This is a genomic window from Rhizobium sp. BK591, assembly GCF_014195045.1.
In the GTDB taxonomy this organism is placed as follows: Bacteria; Pseudomonadota; Alphaproteobacteria; order Rhizobiales; family Rhizobiaceae; genus Rhizobium; species Rhizobium anhuiense.
The window spans coordinates 90,197-108,559 of the sequence record NZ_JACIAZ010000005.1 but is presented as its reverse complement, the minus strand read 5'-3'; the positions used below and the strand labels follow the sequence as shown (position 1 = coordinate 108,559).

The 18,363-nt window shown below is 61.9% G+C and carries 11 protein-coding genes; 4 read left to right on the top strand and 7 right to left on the bottom strand.

Annotated elements, in window-relative coordinates; all coding sequences use genetic code 11:
• Nucleotides 1–19 precede the first annotated feature (19 nt).
• The 4 genes from FHX10_RS22510 to rocF form a co-directional block, all read right to left on the bottom strand.
• Complete coding sequence (locus tag FHX10_RS22510; protein WP_028756022.1) at nt 20–1,789, bottom strand: methyl-accepting chemotaxis protein; 1,770 nt, start codon at nt 1,787–1,789, stop codon at nt 20–22.
• Between the two features lie 290 nt (nt 1,790–2,079).
• Nucleotides 2,080–2,556: a chemotaxis protein CheW gene (locus FHX10_RS22505; protein ID WP_011427049.1), complete on the bottom strand. Its 477-nt coding sequence runs from the start codon at nt 2,554–2,556 to the stop codon at nt 2,080–2,082.
• 197 nt (nt 2,557–2,753) lie between these two features.
• Complete coding sequence (gene rocD / locus FHX10_RS22500) at nt 2,754–3,953, bottom strand: ornithine--oxo-acid transaminase (RefSeq protein ID WP_028756021.1); 1,200 nt, start codon at nt 3,951–3,953, stop codon at nt 2,754–2,756.
• A gap of 74 nt (nt 3,954–4,027) precedes the next feature.
• Entirely contained in the window at nt 4,028–4,963 is a 936-nt protein-coding gene (gene rocF, locus FHX10_RS22495; RefSeq protein WP_028756020.1) for an arginase, read from the bottom strand.
• A 123-nt stretch (nt 4,964–5,086) separates the two neighbouring features.
• On the opposite strand from rocF, the gene FHX10_RS22490 reads away from it, so the two are divergent.
• Nucleotides 5,087–5,524, top strand: a complete 438-nt coding sequence (locus FHX10_RS22490) for an Lrp/AsnC family transcriptional regulator (RefSeq protein WP_174824498.1) — start codon at nt 5,087–5,089, stop codon at nt 5,522–5,524.
• Between the two features lie 71 nt (nt 5,525–5,595).
• Here the strand turns inward: FHX10_RS22490 and FHX10_RS22485 are convergent, their stop codons facing one another.
• The 3 genes from FHX10_RS22485 to FHX10_RS22475 form a co-directional block, all read right to left on the bottom strand.
• Complete coding sequence (locus FHX10_RS22485; protein WP_184390410.1) at nt 5,596–11,697, bottom strand: translocation/assembly module TamB domain-containing protein; 6,102 nt, start codon at nt 11,695–11,697, stop codon at nt 5,596–5,598.
• 66 nt (nt 11,698–11,763) lie between these two features.
• A complete protein-coding gene (locus FHX10_RS22480) occupies nt 11,764–13,692 on the bottom strand; it encodes an autotransporter assembly complex protein TamA (RefSeq protein ID WP_176707316.1) in 1,929 nt (642 codons plus the stop codon).
• 169 nt (nt 13,693–13,861) lie between these two features.
• A complete protein-coding gene (locus tag FHX10_RS22475) occupies nt 13,862–14,119 on the bottom strand; it encodes a YMGG-like glycine zipper-containing protein (RefSeq protein WP_028756469.1) in 258 nt (85 codons plus the stop codon).
• Between the two features lie 326 nt (nt 14,120–14,445).
• Here FHX10_RS22475 and hemA point away from each other — a divergent pair, with 326 nt between their 5' ends.
• The 3 genes from hemA (at nt 14,446) to FHX10_RS22460 (ending at nt 18,294) form a co-directional block, all read left to right on the top strand.
• Nucleotides 14,446–15,660: a 5-aminolevulinate synthase gene (gene hemA, locus FHX10_RS22470; RefSeq protein ID WP_132574534.1), complete on the top strand. Its 1,215-nt coding sequence runs from the start codon at nt 14,446–14,448 to the stop codon at nt 15,658–15,660.
• Nucleotides 15,661–16,023: 363 nt separating this feature from the next.
• Nucleotides 16,024–17,001: a LacI family DNA-binding transcriptional regulator gene (locus FHX10_RS22465; RefSeq protein ID WP_063476270.1), complete on the top strand. Its 978-nt coding sequence runs from the start codon at nt 16,024–16,026 to the stop codon at nt 16,999–17,001.
• 54 nt (nt 17,002–17,055) lie between these two features.
• Nucleotides 17,056–18,294 (top strand): ABC transporter substrate-binding protein, encoded by a 1,239-nt coding sequence (locus FHX10_RS22460; RefSeq protein ID WP_063476271.1) that lies wholly within the window; start codon nt 17,056–17,058, stop codon nt 18,292–18,294.
• The last annotated feature ends 69 nt before the right edge of the window (nt 18,295–18,363 follow it).

Below are 18,363 nucleotides of genomic sequence, written 5' to 3'. Positions count from 1 at the left end.
ATGGCTGCGGCGGCTGGGATCAGAATTCTTCCCAGCTCTGGGCGGTCGCAGCGGCGCCGTGCGCCTTTGCGACGCGTGAAATAAGGTGCAGCGCCGGTGAACCCGCTTGCCTCGCCTCATGTCTCACCTCCGGCCGGCCGGCGGCCTGGGTCTGGCCCGGCAGACGGAATCGTGTCAGCAGGACGCGCAGCGTTTCGGCTTCCTTGGCAAGGCTATGGCTGGCGGCGGTGCTCTCTTCGACCATGGCGGCATTCTGCTGCGTTGCCTGATCGAGCGTATTGACCGCGTGGTTGATTTCCTTGAGGCCGGTTGCCTGCTCCCTGGAGGCCTCGACGATGGCGACGACGTTGCCGTCGATATCGCCGACCTGTGCGACGATCTCCTCCAGCGCCTTGCCTGTCTGGCCGACGAGGCCGACGCCGTTCCTGACATGCTCGCCCGACGTGTTGATCAGCGCCTTGATCTCCTTGGCGGCTTTGGCGGAGCGCTGAGCGAGCTCCCGGACTTCCTGGGCCACCACGGCGAAGCCCTTGCCGGCTTCGCCGGCGCGGGCCGCCTCGACGCCGGCATTCAATGCCAGGAGGTTGGTCTGGAAGGCTATCTCGTCGATGACGCCGATGATGTTGGTGATCTCGTGCGAGGACTGTTCGATCTGGCCCATGGCGGCAACGGCATTGCGGACCACGGTGCCGGATTGCTCGGCGCCCTGTTTGGTCATGGCGACGAGGCGGCCGGCCTCATCGGCGCGGCGGCTGGAATCGTTGACCGTGGTGGTGATTTCCTCCAGCGCGGCGGCGGTTTCTTCGATCGATGCGGCTTGCTGTTCCGTCCGTTTGGAGAAGGAATCGGCCGATGCGCCGATCTCGCGTGAGCCGATGGCGATCGCACCGGCATTCTCGCCGATTGTCTTCATCGTCTCGGCAAGGACTTTGATCGTCGTGTTGAAATCGTGGCGCAATTGCTCCATCGAGGGGACGAAGGGCGTGTCGACCGTCCTTGTCAGATCACCTTCGGATAGGTGACGCAGCGCGCCGCCGAGCGAAGAAATCGCGCTCATGCGTTGGGTGACGTCGGTGGCGAACTTCACCACCTTGTAGACCTTGCCGTCGGCATCGACGATCGGGTTATAAGCTGCCTGGATCCAGATTTCGCGACCGCCCTTGCCGAAACGGACGAATTCGTTGGCGATGAATTCGCCATTGGCCAGACGCCGCCAGAAGCTTTTGTAATCCTCTGTGCCGACATAGGCCGGATCGCAGAATATGCTGTGATGCTTGCCGCTGATCTCGGCCAGGGAATAGCCCATGGCGTTGCAGAAATTCTCGTTCGCGGTCAGGATCTCGCCCATCGGGCTGAATTCGATCACCGCCTGCGAACGCGAGATCGCCTGCAGCTTGCCGGAATCCTCGACCGCCTGCTTCTTGGCGGCAGTGATGTCGGCTGCAAATTTCACCACCTTGAATGGCTTTCCGCCCTTGAAAACAGGATTGTAGGAAGCCTGGATCCATATCTCGCGGTTGCCCTTGGCAAGACGCTTGTAGGCGCCGGCATCATATTCGCCGCGCCCGAGCCGCGCCCAGAAGGCGCGATAGTCAGGAGTTGCCGTATAGGCCGGCTCGCAGAACATGCTGTGATGCTTGCCGACGATCTCGCTCAGGCGATAACCAAGCGCATTGCAGAAATTCTCGTTCGCCGTGAGGATATTTCCATTGAGATCGAATTCGATGATCGCCTGCGATTTGGAAATGGCATTGAGAATATATTTCGAGTCGGAAGATAGACCAAACATCCTTGCCCCTCTGAAATGCGCGTTCTGCTGCTTCGGCTGATAAGACGAAGCGTGTCGGACGAAGAATGCCGGTGATGGAATGACAGCCGTATCGTCTGTCATTCCTCCGAGATTTGCGGAAAACGTATCATCCTTGTGTGTCGTATGATGATAGGACGTGGTTAATATCTCGTATAAAAGAAATAACTAATATTGAGCCGTGCGGAAGAGCCTTGCGGTACATAATAAAAAAACCGCCCGGATAGGCGGTTTTTCAAATGCGAATTGTCTAGAACGAATGCCTAGGCCGATCAGGCCGCCAGATCATCGGTCTCGTTTTCCTTGAACATCTTGGAGAGGTTCAGGAAGCAGATCATGCCATTTTCTGAAGCGATGATGCCTTCGCAATAGGCGCGGTCGAAGGAGGCGGTCACCTCAGGCACCGGCTGGACCTGGCTGGACGAGATGGTGAGAATGTCCGAGACGCGGTCGACGAGCATGCCGATGACCATGCTGTGAACTTCGGCGACGACAATGGCGCTGCGCTCGTTGGCGACGGTGCTCTTCATGCCGAGCTTGTAGGCAAGATCGATGATCGGGATCACCGAGCCGCGCAGGTTCATGACGCCGATGACATCGGCCGGGGCGTGCGGGATCGGCGTCGACGGCGCCCAGCCGCGGATTTCGCGGATGGTCGTGGTCTTGACGCAGAATTCCTGATCATGCAGGCGGAAGGCAATGATCTCGAGCGTATCGCCGCTGAAGCTAGTGGAATTGATCGTGGCCATTAGAATTCTTCCCAACTGTCGTAAGCCAAAGCAGAAGCGGGTGCGCCACCATTGGCGCTGACGAGCCTTGCCTTCACACCACGCGATGGCTTTGCGCTCGGCGAAGCATCGTTACGGTTACGACGACATTAGCGAAAGAGTGTTGCCCAAATCTAAATCGGGAGGGGGGTTGCGAAGGTTTTCAGCCCCGATTTACCTCAGCCTATGGTCTTTTCGATCTGCGAGACTGCCCAATCCACCTGCTCCCTTGTTATGACCAATGGCGGAGCGAGACGAATCGTATGGTCGTGGGTATCCTTGGCGAGCAGGCCGCGCTCCTTCAGCGCATGGCAATATTGCCTCGCGCCGCCGGCTTCGGGTTCCAGTTCGATGGCCATCATCAGACCGCGGCCGCGCACGTCCCTGACGATGTTCGAGCGGATCGACCTGAGGCCATCGAGGAAATAATCGCCCATGACCGCAGCGTTCTCGATCATGCCCTCTTCCGTCAGCACCTTCAGTGCGGTGCGTGCCACCGCGCAGGCGAGCGGATTGCCGCCGAAGGTCGAGCCGTGCTGGCCGGGCTTCAGCACGCCGAGGACTTCGGAATTCGAAAGCACTGCTGACACGGGGTAGAAGCCGCCGGAGAGCGCCTTGCCGATCAGCGTCACGTCGGCCTCGATGCCTTCGTGTTCCTCAGCCAGCAGCTTGCCGGTGCGGCCGAGGCCGGTCTGGATCTCGTCGAGAATGAGGGTGACGTTGTTATCAGTGCAGAGTTCACGAATGCGGGTGAAATAACCCGCCGGCGGGATGATGACGCCGGCTTCCCCCTGGATCGGCTCGATCAGGGCGGCCACCGTATTGGCATTGATTGCCGCGGCAAAAGCCTCGGCATCGCCGAAGGGAATGGTGCGGAAGCCCGGCGTGTAGGGGCCGAAGCCGATGCGGGCATCGGGATCTGTGGAGAAGCTGATGATGCTCAGCGTCCGGCCGTGGAAATTATCGGCGCAGACGATGATCTCCGCCTTGCCCTCCGGCACGCCCTTGACCTCGTATCCCCATTTGCGCACCGCCTTGATGGCGGTCTCCACGGCTTCGGCGCCGGAATTCATCGGCAGGATCTTGTGTGAGCCGGTGAGAGCGGCGAGTTCTTCGTAGAGATAGGCGAGCTGGTCGTTGCGGAAGGCGCGGGAGGTGAGCGTCAGTCTGCCCGCCTGCTCGACCATGGCGGCAAGGATCTTCGGATGACAATGGCCCTGGTTGACGGCGGAATAGGCCGAGAGGCAATCGAGATAACGGTTGCCGTCGGTATCCCAGACATAAACGCCTTCGCCACGCGTCAATACCACGTCGAGCGGCTTGTAATTGTTGGCGCCGAGCCGCTGTTCGGTGGCGATCAGTTTTTCCGAAGTGGTCATGGCCGTTCTCCCTTAGTCTTTGGTTTCCGCATGTCGTGATCGCAAAACTGCTGCACAGTTTTGCGCGACATGCTCTATGCCGCGCGTGTCGGACGATCGAAGATGCGGCGGCCGAAGAGGCTTGCCGTCAGCTCCACCAGGATGCGGGCGCTCTTGCCGCGATCGTCGAGAAACGGATTGAGTTCGACGAGATCGAGCGACGAGACGAGGCCGCTATCCGAAAGCATTTCCATCACCAGATGCGCCTCGCGAAAGGTCGCGCCGCCCGGGACCGTCGTGCCGACGCCAGGGGCAATCTCGGGATCGAGGAAATCGAGGTCGAGGCTGACATGCAGCAGGCCGTTCGCCTTGGTCACGACGTCCAGGATCTCACGCATGATGGCGCCGATGCCCTGCTCGTCGATCGCGCGCATGTCGAAGACGTTGACGCCATGTTCGTGGATTTCTTCGCGCTCACGCGCATCGACCGAACGAATGCCGACCTGGAAGACATTCTTCGGATCGACGAACGGACGGTCCTTCGGCAGGATCTCGGCGAATTCGGCCTCGCCGCAGAAGAAGGCGACGGGCATGCCGTGAATATTGCCGGAGGGCGAGGTGGCCGGAGAATTGAAGTCGGCATGGGCATCGAGCCAGAGGACGAAGAGCGGGCGGCCCTTGCTGGCGGCATAACGGGCCATGCCGGAGACGCTGCCCATGGAAAGGCTGTGGTCGCCGCCGAGAATGAGCGGGAAACGGCCGGCGGCGGCGACGTCATGGACGCTGCTTTCGAGCGCGCGGGTGAAGGCGCCGACGATCCTCAGATTGTGGGCTTTCGGATGGTTCGGCAGATCCATCGCCGGCACGATCCTGAGATCGCCGATATCGGCGACGTCATGGCCAAGCTCGATCAACGTCTGATCGACGCCGGCAATGCGCAAGGCGGCAGGCCCCATGGCAGCGCCTCTGCGGCCGGAGCCTTCTTCCAGCGGCGCGCCGATGAGGGTGACGGATCGCGATTGGGCATTCATGTCTGGGGCTCCGTGTTCAGGCCTGTTTCGACCGATAGTGAGATAAAGGGCTGACGGCAAAAAGATGGAAAATTGTCAGAAATGGATTATGATTGCGCAGAATGATAAACCTATTTTGACAAAGTGATCAGCGTGGATGATCTCGACACCGAACTTCTCAGTGCCCTTCGCCACAATGCCCGGATTTCCGTCTCCTCGCTTGCAGCGATGACGGGTGCATCGCGGGCAACGGTCGCTGCCCGGATCGACCGGCTGGTCGCCAGCGGCACCATCGTCGGCTTCACCATCCGCACCGGTCACGAGACGCGGTCCGCCGGCGTGCGCGCCATCGTCATGATCGAGGTGCTCGGCAAGCTCGCCGACAGGGTGGCCGATCAGCTGCGGGGCCTGCCACAGGTGCGCGCACTTCACAGCACCAACGGCAAATGGGATTTCGTCGCCGAACTCGAGGATCGGGATCTTCCCTCCTTCGACGAGACGCTGCGCCGCATCCGACTGATCAACGGCATCAATTCGACCGAGACCAACATTCTTCTCAAGACGAGCAAGACCGGTTTCTAAGGTGGCTTAGAGCTCGTGCATGCCGTCATTCCAAAACTGCCGCGCAGCAGCTTCAGGCGAGATGCGATGCATCAGTATTCCCGTTCATAGACGATGCCAGCTTCGCCTTCACCATTGCCGCCTGCTCCGCCGCGCAGCTTGACGCCGCGGCCGACATCGAGGTTGATCACCGCCTTGGCGCCGGCCGAACCACCCTGCTGCAATTCGAAATAGGTGCGGTCGTTGAGATAGCGGCCGACGCTGACGCTCGTCTGGCCCTTGGAATCGGTGCTGACGTCAAAGTCGTCAACGCCGAGTTGGTTGCGCAGGCCTTCGAAAAGCGAGGTGGAGCGGTTGCCGGCCAACTGGCTGACGGCGTCGGCGAGCTGGGCGATCTGCACGGGTGAGAGCTTCGACATCGACTGGCCGAAAATCAGCTGCGCGAGGACCTCGTCCTGCGGCAGCTGGGGCGAGGAAGAAAAGGTGATGGCGGGGTCGGTGGCGAGGCCGGCGACGTCGACGGTCAGCGTCGTGGTACCGGAGGTCGAGGTCGCTTCCATCTCGAGCGCCGGCGTCAGGTCGCCGGCAAAGGTGATCCGGCTCTTGTCGGAGAAATCCAGGCGGCGGTTGAGAATGGTCAGGCGGCCGCGGCGCATGGTGAAACCGCCGGTGACGACCGGTGCCGCCGCCGTCCCGCGAATGGTCACGCGGCCGCCGAGCTCGGCATCGATGCCGCGGCCGCGCACGAAGATATGCGATGGCGCGTCGATTTCGAGATCCAGTGTCATCACGGAGGATTTCTCGCCGGGTTTGCGCTCGCCGTCATCACGCAGCTGCGCCAGCACCGCCCGCGGCGCGTTCTTATGCCGGATGTCGATTTCTCTGAGCGAGGTCGGCAATTTTTCCGGGACGGTGATCGAGGTCTTGTCCAGCCGAAGCTTGCCGCTCAGCGTCGCGTTTGCAATCGGCCCGCGTAGGCCGAGCGTGCCATTGACGGTCGAGACGACAAGGGTTCCATCGACATAGACCGCCTTATCGAGCTTAATCGAAATGTCGGCGGGAAAGCCGCCGGCCGGCTGGATGCCGATCGTGCCGCTGGCCGAAATCGTGCCGCCGCTGCCAAGGCTGCCGTTGAGGCGCGATATCACGGCCTGGCTGCCATTGAAGGTCACCGTTGCCGCAAGGTTGTTGACGGCCAGATTGCGCCGGACGTCGACGAGCTTTGCGCCATTGGTCGAGACAGTGCCGTTGATGACGGGTGCTGCGGCCGTTCCGCCGATCTGGAGATTGACGGTGGCGACGCCGTCAGCGACGAGACCCTGCTGCGCAAGCGGGGCGCCGAGCACGGCGAAAGGAAGATTGCCGTTGAAGCGCATGTCGATGGGGCGATTGCCTGTGATCGCAACACTGCCGCCGCCCTTCAGCGACATGCCGGCGTCACCTGCAAGGCTGGTCTCGACCGTCAGCTTGTTTCCGGCAAGTTTGCCGGATGCGTCGATGTTGAAGGGCGAAAGGCCGGCGCCCTTTGTCTGGCTCGTCGCTGCGTTCTTCCAGTCGACCTTGAAGTCGACGGAGGGCGAAGACAACGCACCGGTGGCCTTGACGGTCGCCGAGACCGCGCCCTCGGCTGCAAGGCCGGGAACAAAGCCGTTGGCGATGCCAGCCGGCAGATTGCTGGTGTTTGCCGTGACGTCGAGCGAGCGGATCGATGTGCCTTCGATGGCGAGATTGCCGGTGGCTTTCAGCGCAATGCCGCCGCTGCCGGTGAGGGCGGCATTGAAATCCAGCCTGTCACCGGCGTATTTTCCCGTCGCCGCCAGCGCAAGGCGGGAAATGCCGGCAGCCTTGGTGTGGCTGGTCGCGGCATCTTTCCACTCGAGCTTGAAATCGACGATCGGATTTGTCGGCGTTCCCGACGTCACGGCATTTGCCGAGAGCGTGCCTTCGGCACCAAGATCGGGAACGAAGGCATTTGCGATACTTGCCGGCAGCGCCGGGATATCGGCATTGATCGAAAGGTCCCTGATGGCCGTTCCCGCGATGGTGACGCCGCCCTTTGCCTTGGCCAGCACGCCGTCCTTGCCGGCGAGGTTGGCGTCGAAATCGACCCGGTCATTGGCGAATTTGCCGGATGCCGCAGCACTCAGTCCCGACAGGCCGCTGCTCCTGGTTTGGGCGGTGGCGGCATTCTTCCAGTCGAGCTTGAAATCGACGGCCGGTTTCGGCAGTGCTCCGGAGGCGGATGCCGTTCCCGAGACCGTGCCTTCGGCGGCTAGACCGGGGACGAAGCCGTTGGCGAGACCTGCAGGCAGGTTGGCAAGATCGGCCTTGACGTCGATGTTACGAACTGATGTGCCCGATATCGCGATATTGCCGGCGGCCTTGAGCGAGAGGCCGTCCTTGCCGGCGAGATTGGCATCGAAATCGAGGCGATCGTCGGCGAAGCGTCCGGATGTGGACAGCGCGAGGCCAGAGAGATGAGCGCTTCGGGTCTGACTGGTCGCAGCATCCGTCCAGTCGAGCTTGAAGTCGGCCTTCGGTGCGGCGGGTGTCCCGGCGGCGGACACAGTGCCGGAGATCGTTCCGCCGGCGGCCAGATCGGGAACGAAGGCATTTGCGAGACTGGCCGGAAGCTTGGCGACCTCGGCATCGACCTTGATGCTGTCGATCGCCGTACCGGCGAGTGCGACATTACCCATGGCCGTCAGTGAGAGGCCTTGATCGCCGCGGGCTGCCGCGTTGAAATCCAGCTTGTTTTCGGCAAATTTTCCCGACGCGGTCACGCCGAGCGCTGCAAGGCCGGCACGTTTCGTGTGGCTCGTCGCCGCGTCTTTCCAGTTGAGATCGAAATCGGCACTCGGGGCGGAAAGCGGGCCGCTGGCCGAGACCTTTCCCGAGATCGCCCCTTCGGCGGCGAGATCGGGGACGAAACCGTTTGCGATATTCGCCGGGACATTCGTCAGCGTGGCGTCGACTTTGACGTTGCCGATCGTCGTGCCGGCGATGGCGACATTGCCTGATGTTTTCAGCGAGAGGCTGTTGGCGCCTGATATCGCCGTGTCGAAATCGAGCTTGCTGTCGGCGTATTTTCCGGATGCCTTGACGGTCAGATCCGCAAGGCCGGCGCGCTTCGTCTGGCTCGTCGCAGCACTTTTCCAATCGAGATCGACATTGGCGGTTGGAGCAGCGAGGGAGCCCGACGCCGTCAATTTTCCTGTGATCGTGCCTTCGGCGGCGAGATCGGGAACGAAACCATTGGCGATGCGGGCAGGCAGGTTGAGGATATCGGCGTCGACCTCAAGCACCGGTGCCTTCGGGTCGGCGAGCGAGACATTGCCGGCGGCCTTGAGCGAGAGGCCGTCACCACTGCCGACCGTCGTGTCGAAATCGAGCTTGTTGTCGGCGAATTTGCCGCCGGCGGCAATACCGAGCGGCGCCAGGCCAGCGCCCTTGGTCTGGCCCGTCGTCGCATCCTTCCAGTCGAGCTTGAAGTCGGCGACGGGTGCTGCCGGCGTTCCCGTCACGGCAATCCTTCCGGAGATCGTGCCGCCGGCTGAGAGATTGGGCACGAAACCGTTGGCGAGCGCTGCCGGCAGTTGGTGGATGTCGGCATCGAGCTTCAGCGTTTCGCCGGCGGAGCCGGTGACGGTGACCGAGCCGGTTCCGGTCTTCAACGTCAGTCCGTTCAGGCTGGCGGCCCCGCTGGCGATTGTAACCTGCGTTGGTGCGGCAAGCTCGATCGGGATATTGCGGGGGCTTGCCGAGAACCGATCGAGGTTCAGGTGCATCGTGCCGCCCGCCGCCTCGATATTGCCGGTCGCCAGTACGGGATTGCCGTCATAGGCGGTATTGAGATCGAAATCTGTATGGTCTTGCTGCTTGGTGAACCCAAGCGAAAGGCCGGCAAGCTTGTTCGTTCCGGCACTCACCTCCTCGGCCTTGACCGTACCGCTTGCGGCCAGGGCGCTGAGATCGCTGACCGTGACATCGATCTCAGGCTTGACGATCGCAAGCGTATCACGGCGGATCGAGCCGCCTGTTGCGAGCAGCTTGAGCGCAATCCTGCCGCCATCGCTGCTGACGCCGAGCGAGCCTTTAAGGTCGCCTTCGGCCTTCTGCCCGCCGAGTGCGGCGAGCAGGCCGAGATTGGGAAAATCGAAGGTCAGGGCGCCTGTCGGCTCCAGCGCGGGCGAGAATTCCACATTGCCGGTCAACCGGTTGCCGCCGATATCGGCGGTCAGTGCCGGAATGCTCGTCTTGCCGTCCTTCGAACTGATGTCGCCGTTGATGCTGATCGGCTGGCCGTCGATCGTGCCGGTGGCGGCGATCTTGCCTTGCGGCGCCTTGGGATCGGCGAGGCCCGACAGGTCGATATTGAGGTTGCCGAGCCTGCGGTCGGCCATGTCAAGGCTGGTGGCCTTGAGATTGGCCGTCACCGAGACTGCCGGGAGCTCACCTCCTATTCTCAACGCATAACCCACCCCGCCGCTGGCGCCGGGGATGAGCTTGCCGACGTCAGGCAGCCGGCCGGAGAGATCGGCATTCAACATCTGGCCATCAAGCGCGACGTTGCCGGCCGCTTCCAGCGTTCCGGACTTGAGGACGAGATTGGACAGCGCGAATTTCGACGGGATGGTGCCGACCACCTGGCTTTCGAGCGAGATCGGTCCGTCGAACCTGGCTGTTGCCGCAGCCGGCAGGGCCGCCGGTTCGACGGTGAGCTTGAGGTTGCCGGTCAGCGCCTGGTCTGCCAGCCGATAGGAGCCGTTGAGGCTGCCGTTGATATTGGCGCTTTCGACGGTGGTGCCGTTGAAGCCGATGCCGGAGGGCGTGATCTGCAGCGGCGAGGCGATCGTGACCGGTCCTTGGACAGCGCGATTGAGGTTCGGCTCGGCAAAGCTCATGTCACCGGCAACGAGGCGCAGCTGGATGCTGCCAGAACGCGCGGCGAGATTGAAGGCGTCGCTCTTGGCTGTCAGTTTGACGTTGCCGATATCGGCCTGGGGCAGGGTTGCGGTGTCGAGCGAGCCGCTGACGTTGAGCCGGGCCGCCTGCGCATCGCCTGTCAGCGCGAGGTTGAGACCTGATATCAGGAAGCGCGCTTCGCCTTCGGCGAGCGGCCAGCGGAAATCGACAGGCCCCGAGGTGCCGAGCAGATTGGCGTTCAGGCTGTTGTTGCCGGCCGGATCGAGGGTGCCCGAGGCAGCGATGACGACGCTGCCGGTGGCGATATTGCCGGTCTGGATATCGATCTTGCCGTGGTTGTCGAAGGTGGTGGCAAGATCAATATTGGTCTGGCCGGCAAAAAGCGGCCGGAATGCCGATGGCAGCAGCGAGCTTAGGTCGCCGCCGCCCTTGAGGTCGAGGTGATGCAGTCCGTCTGCCGAGATCTGATGCCGGGCCTCGATTGCGGCGCGTTGCTGCCCGTCGAGGGCGGCCTGCACTTTGCCTTTCCAATCGGATATCGGCCCCTGGCCGTCGAGATCGATGTTGACCGCCGGGCTGTCCGGCAGGCCGAGAAAGCCCGCCAGCAGCCCGCCCTTCGGCTCGGAAAGCTGTGCCTTTAGCCGCAGCCGGTTTTCGGCCGGCGCATAGGCGATGTCGGCGGCAAGCCGCGCATCGGGGACCGCGTGACGGCTGACATTGACGATAGCCTCGCCGCCATCGCCGTTCGCCGAAAGGCTGCCTTCGGCGGCGAGCGCAAAGGCGCGCCCGGCAATGGGTGCGGCGAGTTTGATATTGGGCAGTGCGACGCGGTCGATATCGATCTTGATCGGCAGGCTGAATCCGCCGGAGGCTTCAGTTCGGGGCCGCGAGGGCAGGGTGCGCACCGGCTTGCGCAGCACGTCGATCGCTTCGATCTCGAAGCGTTTGGCGTGGAAGGTTCCGGTCAGCAGCGCCAGCGGATTCCAGTCGATTGCGATGCCATGAATTTCCGCAAAGACGCCCCGGGTGTCGGAGAGGGAGATCTCGGCAGCGCGAAGCCCGCCGGTCAGAAGACCTTGCGGTTCACGCACTTCGATCGTCATGTCGCGGTTGGAAAGCGTCGAGGCTATCCTTTCGGTGACGATGCGGGCGCCAAAACTGGTGAAGCCGAAGATCGCAAGGGCTGCGACAGCGAGAATCAAAGTGGCGCCCAGCGCATAGCCGGTGAGCCGCAGGATCCAGTTGACGATTTTTGCCAGCGTTTGCATCGGCGCGGACACTACCCCGTTTTCATGACGGCTCGCAGATCGGAAAACACGAGCGGATCGGCAATTCTAGAAGGATTGGCCGATGCCGGCGTAGATTCCGTAATCTGTGCCATCTTCGTACTTGTTCAGCGGCATGGCAAAATCAAGCCGCAGCGGGCCGAAAGGCGTTGCATATCGTATTCCGGCGCCGGCGCCGGCGCGGATATCGGAAAAACCCGGAAAGGTGCTGTCCGATACAGTACCGACATCGATGAAGGGCACGATGCCGATCGTATCGGTGATCTTGATGCGGGCCTCCAGCGAACCGGTCACATAGGAGCGGCCGCCGGTGGCATCGCCATTGTCGTTATAGGGCGAGATTTCCTGATAGCTGTATCCACGGACCGAGCCGCCGCCGCCGGCAAAGAAGCGCTGCGTGGCGGGAATGTCGCCGATGCTGTCGCCACCGATCAGGACGCCGGCGGCTACCTTGCCGGCCAGCACCAAGCCGTCGTCCTGGCCGAACGGCAGATAACCGGAGATCGAGCCTTGGAATGCCGCATAGGGCGTGGCGTTGAAGATTTCGTAGCCGGGCTTTGCCGAGAAGGTCGCGCGATAGCCCTCCGTCGGGTTGAACTTGTCGTCGCGTGCGTCGCGATCATATTGGATCGGCAGGGTGAAGGTCAGATAGTCGTTCTCGCCGAATGCGTCGTCGTCGCGCTCCCAGCTGAGCTCGCCGCTCGCCGAGACAGTGTCCTGGTCGGTCAACTCGTAGGACAGGCCGAGCGAGGCGGTGACGAGCGTCGCATTATAGGCATCCGGATTTTCGGTCTTGGCGACGATGCCGGCCTTCAGGGTGGCGGCGGGGAAGAAGGCGCCGGGTTTGGTGAAGAGGATGCCGGCGGAATAGTCGAGGCTGCCGACATCCGTCGTTTCGCCAAGCCGAGAGACCGCTCCCTCGATCCTCAGCGTTTCGGCTTCGCCGAACAGGTTGCGGTGGCCCCAATAGCCCTGAATGCCGAAGCCGTCGGTGGTGGAATATTGCGCGCCGACGCCGAAATAGCGCCTCTTGCCTTCGGAAACCTCGATCGTCATCGGCAGGGTGCCATCCGGCGCCAGCGCATCTCCTTCGTGGATGGTGACGCTCGAAAAGACGCCGAGGGCGCGAAGGCGCTCGCCGGCTTTCTTCAACGCTTCCGGGGAATAGGCTTCGCCCTTGTTCAGCCGGGAATAACGCTGGATGAAAGCTGGCTTGACGGTCTTCTCGCCGGTGACGCCGACATCGCCGATCGGGGCGACCGGACCACCTTCGGCGGCAAGGACGATATCGACGGTATCGCTTTTGTGGTCGGCGACCACCTTGCGTTCGGTCAGTTTGGCGAAGGGACGGCCTTCGCTCTTCAACTGTTCGACGATCTTGTCGCCGGCTCTGATGATGGCGAGCGAGCCGGCCTCGGCGCCCGGGGCGAGATCGTAATCGGCGGGATTATGGTTTGCGGCATCGCCGCCGAACTGGACCTCCCTGACCTTGAAAACCGGGCCGGGAGCAATGTCGACGGTGACGGGGATCGGCCCGGACCGGTCGAATGTCGGATTGGGCGGCAGGTCGTCGATGTTTCTGCCGTCGATGGTGATCGTTACCAGGCCGCCATAGCGGGCCTTTTCATACAAGGTGGCGATCAGCCGCTCACGGTCGTCGCGCGCCTTGACGACGATGCCGAGATCGCCGGACACCGGCAGTTTCTGGTCACTGAGGAGGCGGGAACTGTTTTCCAGCGCTTCTTTCAGGTCGGGATCGACGGTATCGGCTCTGAGGTCGACGTGGTAGCGCACCGGATCGGGCACCTGTTCACCTTCGTCTTCTTCCTTGCCGAAAATGGTGATGCCGAAAAGCTTGAAGGCATAAGCGTCGCCGATCAGGACCGGTGAGAACGCAGCTGCCGCTGCGACCACCATCATGGTGCCTGTTCGCCGATACGCAGTACCTGTTTTCGGGCCTGTCCCTCTGATCCGCATCCGCCGCTTTTGGTTATGCCTACAATGAAGCTTCGTTGCCCAGCCGTGAACAGCTTAGCGGCAAAATCGCGCGGCGTGTACCATTTTAAATTGCCAACGCGCTAATTTAGCACAAAAAATCCCGGACATGTGTCCGGGATTTTCCGAATTTGACGCTTTCCAAGCGCTCTCAGCGCGGGCAGCTATCGATGTAGCGGCGGCCGTAGCGGTCGCGATAGTAGCACTGGCCGGGCTGTTCGGCGACGCTGCCGATCAGGGCGCCGGACACGCCGCCGATGGCGGCGCCGACTGCCGCACCACGGACATCGCCGGTGACGACGCCGCCGATCACGGCACCGGATGCAGCGCCGATGCCGGCGCCCTGCTGTGTCGGTGTGCAGCTTGCGATCGACAGGCCGATCAATGCGAGTATGACAGCTTTCTTCATCTTTTCTCTCCGAGGTTGTTGCCCAACGGGCAAAGGCCGTCCCTTCTATTTTTTCGTCACGCTAGACCGAAAACTATGTCGGAAGAAAGGGTTGTCCATCCGATGTGCTGATTTTTTTGCGATGCGGCCGTCGTCACCTTTCGCATGGTTGGTAAACTCCGCTGCATTCTGCCGCATCAATTCCATTGATCTCGGCTCGCATATTTTTTATCTGGAATCATTCAAAAATCTGGGCCTTTTGCCGCAGTTGATGTTAAAGCAAAGGGTAAGCATTGACGCGCGGACGTCCGGTCATCAAGAACGTCCGCGTGATACTGGAGCATATGATGGATTTCGAAGCGTTTTTCAAAAACGAGCTGGACGGGCTTCATGCCGAGGGCCGTTACCGCGTTTTTGCCGATCTCGAACGTCACCGCGGCAACTTTCCGCGCGCGACCCGCCATACGGCCGATGGCGAGAAGGAAGTCACGGTCTGGTGCTCCAACGACTATCTCGGCATGGGCCAGAACCCGAAGGTGATCGAGGCGATGAAGAACGCCATCGACCACTGTGGCGCGGGTGCGGGAGGCACCCGGAATATTTCTGGCACCAACCACCATCACGTCATGCTTGAGCGTGAGCTTGCCGATCTGCACGGCAAGGAAGCGGCGCTGATCTTCACGTCGGGCTATGTGTCCAACTGGGCAGCGCTTGGCACGCTCGGTGCGAAGATCCCCGGCCTGATCATCTTCTCCGATGCGCTGAACCATGCCTCGATGATCGAGGGCATCCGCTACGCCAAATGCGACAAGGTGATCTGGAAGCACAATGACGTCGCCGACCTCGAAGCCAAGCTTGCGGCCGCCGATCCGAAGGCGCCGAAGCTGATCGCCTTCGAGAGCGTCTATTCGATGGACGGCGACATCGCCCCGATCAGGGAGATCTGCGACCTCGCCGACAAATATGGGGCGATGACCTATCTCGACGAAGTGCACGGGGTCGGCATGTACGGCCCGCGCGGCGGCGGCATTGCCGAGCGCGAAGGGCTGATGGACCGGCTGACCGTCATCGAGGGCACGCTCGGCAAGGCGTTCGGGGTGATGGGCGGTTATATCGCCGCGTCGACGGCCCTTTGCGATTTCATCCGCTCGTTCGCCTCCGGCTTCATCTTCACCACGGCGCTGCCGCCGGCGCTCGCCGCCGGCGCCGTCGCCTCGATCCAGCATCTGAAGGTCAGCCAGTTCGAGCGCGCCCGCCATCAGGACCGGGTCCGCAAGCTGAGAGCGCTGCTCGACCAGCGCGGCATTCCGCATATGCCCAATCCGAGCCATATCGTGCCGGTGCTGGTCGGCGATGCGGCCAAGTGCAAGTGGATCTCCGATCTGCTGCTCGACAATTGCGGCGTCTACGTCCAGCCGATCAACTACCCCACGGTGCCGAAGAAGACCGAGCGGCTGCGCATCACGCCGACGCCGCTGCATTCCGATGCCGATATCGCCCATCTGGTCGAGGCGCTGCATTCGCTCTGGTCGCGCTGTGCACTCGCAAGGCACGTAGCCTGATCTTTCGATGATCGTTCGGCCGTAACGCGGCGCCTCCATTGGAGGCGCTGACAGCGGCCTCTTTCGGCGATCATCAGGCGCAGCAACAAACCTGTCTTCGCAAGGACAGGGCGATCCAGCTCCATCGCATTTCCTCTAACCCTTACATCATCCGGCAATCCGGCCCCGCCGATGCGCGCCCGGTCTTGCTCGCGCCATCCCTATTATTCCGCCACTGCACTTGCTGACTGGACGCTCGGCGGGAATGGGAAAACCTTTTCTCACTTGACATGCGAGTTGGTAAAAGCTTTTCTCAGCTCACTTCAGAAGGAGGAAGGTCTGAACATATTGGGAGGAAAAGGGGGCAGGATTACCATCCACGAGGTGGCGGCGGCTGCCGCGGTGAGCATCTCGACGGCGTCGAAAGCGCTCAACGATACCGGCCGGATGGGGTCGGAAACGCGTGAACGGGTGAAGCGGATCGCAGCGGAAATCGGCTACCGGCCGAATGCGCTGGCAAGAGGTCTTCTCAGCAAGCGCAGTTTCACCGTCGGGCTGCTGACGAACGATACCTACGGCCGTTTCACGCTGCCTGTCATGGCGGGTATTTCGGACGCGCTCGTCGATCACGGCGTTTCGGTCTTCCTGTGCGCCATCGAAGACGATCCGGCCCTTGCGCAGATCCATGTCGATGCGATGTTGGACAAACAGGTCGACGGCATCATCGCGACGGGGAAGCGCCTGGATCGGCGCCTGCCCGTCGATCTGTCGAATTTGCATGTGCCTGTTGTCTACGCCTTCACGGAGGGGACGCAGAACAGCGTTACCTTCCGGTCGGACGACGAGCAGGGTGCGCGGCTGGCGGTGGAATGGCTCGTGAAGATCGGGCGGCGGCGGATTGCCCATATCACCGGGCCGGAGGACTTCTTCTCGGTGCGGGAACGCGCCGGCGCCTATCACGAGGTGGCCGGTCACCGCGAACCGGTGCTCTACGGCGTCTGGTCGGAAAGCTGGGGCCATGACGCGGTCGAACAGCTGTGGAAGAGGCCGGGAGAAAAACCGGATGCGCTCTTCTGCGGCAATGACCAGATCGCCCGCGGCGCTGTGGATGCGTTGCGCGAGCGCGGCGTCAAGGTGCCGCAGGACGTCTCGGTCATCGGCTTCGACAATTGGGAGATTGTCGCGGCCCAGACGCGGCCGCCGCTGACGACGGTGGACATGGAATTGAAGGAACTCGGACGGCAGGCCGGATTGACGGTGCTGGCGCTCGCGGAAGGACGGCCTGTCGAGCCGGGCGTGAGGAAATTGCCCTGCCGGCTGATCGTCCGGCAGTCATGCGGGAGCAAAGCTTCCACGGAATGAGAACAAGGGAATGAGCAAAGGCGCAGGGAGATGCGCCATATCGGGAGGAGTGTCATGATCAAGCGTTTATTGGTGGCGACCAGCATCGCTACCCTATGTCTGGTATCGGCCGCGTCGGCTGCCGAAAATGTCGAGATGTGGGTTCGCTCGGGGATCGGCGATGCCTTCAAGAAGGTCGTCGAAGCCTATAATTCCGGTCACGAGAACAAGGTCGTGATGACCGAGGTGCCGTTCTCCGAGTTGGTGCAGAAATATGCGACGGCGATCGCCGGCGGACAGGCGCCGGACGCCCTGTCGATGGATCTGATTTATAACCCTGCCTTTGCCGCGGCCGGCCAGCTGGAAGACCTGACGGACTGGGCGAAGTCGCTTCCCTATTTCAATTCGCTTTCGCCGTCGCATGTTCGCCTCGGCACCTATCAGGATCGGATCTACGGCCTGCCGCTTTCGGTCGAAACCTCGGTCTTTGCCTGGAACAAGGACCTCTACAAGAAGGCCGGTCTCGACCCGGAGAAAGCACCGGTGAATTGGGACGAAATCACCGCCAATGCCGAGAAGATCCGGGCGCTGGGTGACGATACCTACGGCTTCTATTTCTCCGGCGGCGGCTGCGGCGGCTGCATGATCTTCACCTTCACGCCGCTGGTCTGGGGCGCCGGCGTCGATATCCTGTCGGCCGACAGCAAGACGGCGACGCTGGATACGCCTCAGATGCGCAAGGCGGTCGATATCTACCGCAACATGGTCAAGAAGGACCTCGTGCCGGCGGGTGCTGCCAGCGACAACGGCGCCAACTTCCTGACCTTCACCAACGGCAAGATCGGACAGCAAAGCCTCGGCGCCTTTGCCATCGGCACGCTGGTGACCGAACATCCCGATATCAACTTCGGCGTGACCCTCATTCCCGGTGTCGACGGCAAGCCTTCGTCCTTTGCCGGCGGCGACAATTTCGTCATCACCAAGGGCACGAAGAAGATCGATGCGGTGAAGGAGTTCCTCGAATACGTCTATTCGATGGACGGCCAGAAGATCATGGCGAAATATGGCAGCCTGCCGACGCGCGGTGATATCGCCGACAAGGTGCTGGAGGGTCTCGACCCGCGCATGCAGGTTGGCCTGAAGGCGATCGCCGTCGCCAAGACGCCCTATACGCTGCAGTTCAACGATCTGATCAACAGCGCCAACGGGCCTTGGGCAAGCTTCACCAACGCCGCGATCTTCGGCGAGGACGTCGACGGCGCGTTTTCGAGCGCCCAGTCGGAAATGCAATCGATCATCGATAGCGGCCAATAACTCTCCCTCGGCCGCGGCCGGGGAGCGGTGGCAGCTTCCCGGCCAATTTCAATTGACAGATGCGGAGCG